The organism is Leucobacter sp. M11, from assembly GCF_035726885.1.
GTDB lineage: Bacteria > Actinomycetota > Actinomycetes > Actinomycetales > Microbacteriaceae > JAPFRB01.
Window position 1 is genome coordinate 691970 of record NZ_JAPFRB010000003.1, and the last position, 3372, is coordinate 695341.

4 protein-coding genes are annotated in these 3372 nt (G+C 74.4%); 2 read left to right on the forward strand and 2 right to left on the reverse strand.

Going from position 1 to position 3372, the window contains the following annotated elements; translation table 11 throughout:
* The coding region (locus OOT08_RS11710) for an acetyl-CoA carboxylase biotin carboxyl carrier protein subunit (RefSeq protein ID WP_325092931.1) at positions 1-137 on the forward strand (137 nt) is incomplete at its 5' end.
* A 72-nt stretch (positions 138-209) separates the two neighbouring features.
* Here the strand turns inward: OOT08_RS11710 and OOT08_RS11715 are convergent.
* Complete coding sequence (locus OOT08_RS11715; protein ID WP_325092932.1) at positions 210-1946, reverse strand: phospho-sugar mutase; 1737 nt, start codon at positions 1944-1946, stop codon at positions 210-212.
* Positions 1947-2134: 188 nt separating this feature from the next.
* Here OOT08_RS11715 and OOT08_RS11720 point away from each other — a divergent pair, with 188 nt between their 5' ends.
* Positions 2135-2707, forward strand: a complete 573-nt coding sequence (locus OOT08_RS11720; RefSeq protein WP_325092817.1) for a GNAT family N-acetyltransferase — start codon at positions 2135-2137, stop codon at positions 2705-2707.
* A gap of 7 nt (positions 2708-2714) precedes the next feature.
* Here OOT08_RS11720 and OOT08_RS11725 read toward each other — a convergent pair.
* The coding region (locus tag OOT08_RS11725) for a hypothetical protein (protein WP_325092818.1) at positions 2715-3372 on the reverse strand (658 nt) is incomplete at its 5' end.

Sequence of the window (3372 nt, forward strand, 5' to 3'; positions counted from 1 at the left end):
GCCAGACCCTCGGCACGATGGAGGCGATGAAGATGGAGACCCCCATCCTGGCCCCGTCCGCCGGAACGATCACCGGGCTCACCGAGCCGGGCGCCTTCCTCACGGCGGGCACCCCCCTCGCCGCCGTGCACCCCTAACGCCACGCCCTCAGCGGGGGGACACCCGCCGCGGGGAGTCCCCCCCCCCCCGGGAAGCGGGGGCGGAGCGGGTCACCCGGCGGCTGGGGCCTCCGGGCGGACGGCGGCGACCAGGGCCTCGGCCGCCGCGGTGAGCGCCGCGAGGGCGGCCCGGGCGGAGGCGTGGCGCTCGGCGACGCTGCCCGCGTCCGAGAACGTGTCGAGGTAGAGCTTGAGCTTGGGCTCGGTGCCGCTCGGCCGGATCATCACCCGGGAGCCGTCCGCGAGGTCGAAGCGCAGCACGTTCGCGGGCACGACGGAGTGACCGGGCTCCAGCAGATCCGTGAGCTGGACCACCGGCACGAGCCCGAACGCGGTCGGCGGCTCCGTGCGAATGCGCTGGGCGACCGCCTCCACCTCCGCGACGCTGCCGAGCCGAAGCGTGAGCTGCCCGCTCTCGAAGGCACCGAAGCGTTCGGTCGCTGCGTCGAGCTGATCCCAGAGGGTGCGCCCCGCCGCGTGCAACTCGGCGGCGAGATCGAGCGCCATCGCGGACGCTGAGATGCCGTCCTTGTCGCGGACCAGCTCGGGGTTGACGAGATACCCGAGCGCCTCCTCGAAGCCGAAGACGAGCCCGGGCACGCGCGAGACCCACTTAAACCCGGACAGCGTCTCCTGGTACGCCATGCCGTAGTCGCGGGCGACCGCGCCGAGCGCGGGCGAGGACACGATGGTGCAGGCGAGCGCGCCGCCCGTGCGCCCGGCCGCCCGGTGCGCCTCGGCGCTGCGCCAGCCGAGGAGCAGCCCGAGCTGGTTCCCCGTCAGCGCCCGGAAGCCCGCGGGGGCCTCGGCGTCCGGCAGGGCGATCGCGAGCCGGTCGGCGTCCGGATCGTGCGCGATGATGAGGTCGGCGTCGCACTCCCGGGCGGTGCGGAACGCGAGGTCGAGCGCCCCCGGCTCCTCGGGGTTCGGGAAGCTGACCGTCGGGAACGCGCCGTCGGGCGCGTCCTGCTCGGGCACGACGCAGACCTCGGGGAAGCCCGCCGCGGCGTAGACGCGGCGCGCGGCGGCGGAGCCCACCCCGTGCATCGCGGTGTACGCGACCCGGAGCGGGCGCTCACCCGCGGGCGGCGTGGGCTGGGGGAACGCCGCCGCCGTAGCCGAGACGTAGGCGTCCAAAAGCTCCGGGCCGAGCACCGTATAGTCCGTGGCGCGCGGCAACTCGGGCACGAGCAGATCCGCGGCCACCCGGTCGATGTGCGCCGCGATCTCGCTGTCCTGCGGGGGCGCGATCTGGGAACCCTGGTCCGGCCCGCCCAGGTACACCTTGTAGCCGTTGTCCCGGGGCGGGTTGTGACTCGCGGTCACCATGACCCCGGCGTCCACGCCGAGGTGCCGCACGGCGAACGCGGTCACGGGGGTCGGCAGCGCCTCGGGCAGGAGGAAGACGCGGATCCCGGCCCCGGCCATGAGCTCGGCCGCGTCCCGGGCGAAGACATCCGAGTTCCGGCGAGCGTCGTAGCCGATCACGATCGAGGGCTGCTCCCCGGCGCGCTGCGCGCCCCGCTCCAGCAGGTAGCGGGCGAAGCCCGCGCTCGTCTGCGACACGACCACCCGGTTCATGCGAAGCGGCCCGGCGCCGAGCTCGCCGCGCAGGCCAGCCGTGCCGAAGGCCAGCCGGCCCGTGTACTCGGCGCGCAGCCGGGAAAGGGCTCCCGGCTCATCCCGCTCGGCCAGCGCGAGCAGCGCCTCGGTCTCGCCCCGGGTCTGCGGATCAGGATCCTGCGCGGCCCACGCTCGGGCAAACCGCAGGGTGTCCTCTGCGGGCATGGCGGGGGTGGGTGTTCCCAACACGGGCGCTCCTCTCAGCAACCGAACAGCATCAGTGTCACGCTACACCGTGCCCTCAGCGAAGACCTGGACGCTCGCGGGGCAGCGCCGAAGCACCCCGGCCGGGGGAAACGGGCCGCGACCGGGCCCGGATCGGCCCGCCCGCCGCCCCGCAATACACTGGAGCCGTGACCCTGATTCGCCGCGCAACCCCCGCAGACGCCGAGCCCCTCGCGCTCCTCGCCGCCGAGACCTTTCCCCTCGCCTGCCCGCCGGGCACCGCCCCCGAGGACATCCGTGGGTTTATCGAGGCAAACTTCCGCCCCGAGCAGTTCGCGGCGCACGCGGCGGACCCGGACCGGATCCTCCTCGTGGCCGTGCCCGACGAGCCCGCACTCCCGGGCACGGCACCCGCGCGCCTGCTCGGCTACACCCTGACGAACATCGGTTCGCCCGAGGACCCCGAGATCCGCTCGGCGCTCACGGCAGCCGGCACGGAGCCCGGCGAGGCCACCGCGGAGATCTCCAAGGTCTACGTGCGCGAGGATACCCACGGCACCGGGGTTGCCCGCGAGCTGCTCGTGCGCACCCTCGACGAGATCGCCGAGCGCGCCGCGGCGCCGGTCTACCTCGGCGTGAACCAGCAGAACGAGCGCGCGCAACGCTTCTACGCGAAGCACGGCTTCGCGCGCGCCGGCACCAAGCACTTCCTCGTTGGCGGACAGGTGCACGACGACTTCGTGCTCGTGCGCGCCTCCTGACGGCAGCCTAGAGCGGGGTCGGCGGCTCCTCCGGCTGCGCCGAAGACCACCAGTTCGGCGGGAGGCTGAGCCGCTCCTGAACGAGCACGCCCCCGCCGGCCGCGTAGCCGAACTCGAACTCAGCGTCGGCTCCGCTCGACCCGGGGAAGGGGAGCAGCCGGAGCGGCACGGTGACCGTCGCCGTGCCGCGCTCATCGAAGATCCCGTGCCGAACCTCGCCCGACGGCGTGCGCACCCCCCAGGTGGCGCCCGGCACCCCGTGGGCGACCCAGGTCGCCCCGCTGGGGCTGACGAGAGACACGGAACCGACGAGGTTCGGCACGGCAACCGAGAACATCTGGTCGGCGACGTGCACGAACCAGGGCGAGGCGAGGGCTGCGGCGTCCGGATTGACCTGGCGAAGGGACAGCGTGAGCCCGATGGGGGTGAAGCCCGCGAGCGGCGGGGCCTCCCAGCTGCCATCGGCGTGGACCGTCGCCGTCGCCACCACCCGCGGGCTCATGCCGGGGTCGCCAGATCCGCCGTCCTCGCCCGCCAACGCCGAGCGTTCCCCGCGGATCTCGACGCGCGCGTGCGGCACGGCGCCGGTGCCCCGGTAGACGAGCTGGCCTCGCTCGGTGCTCAGGTGGACCCGGTCGGCGCTCAACGCCGGCGGGGCCGGAAGC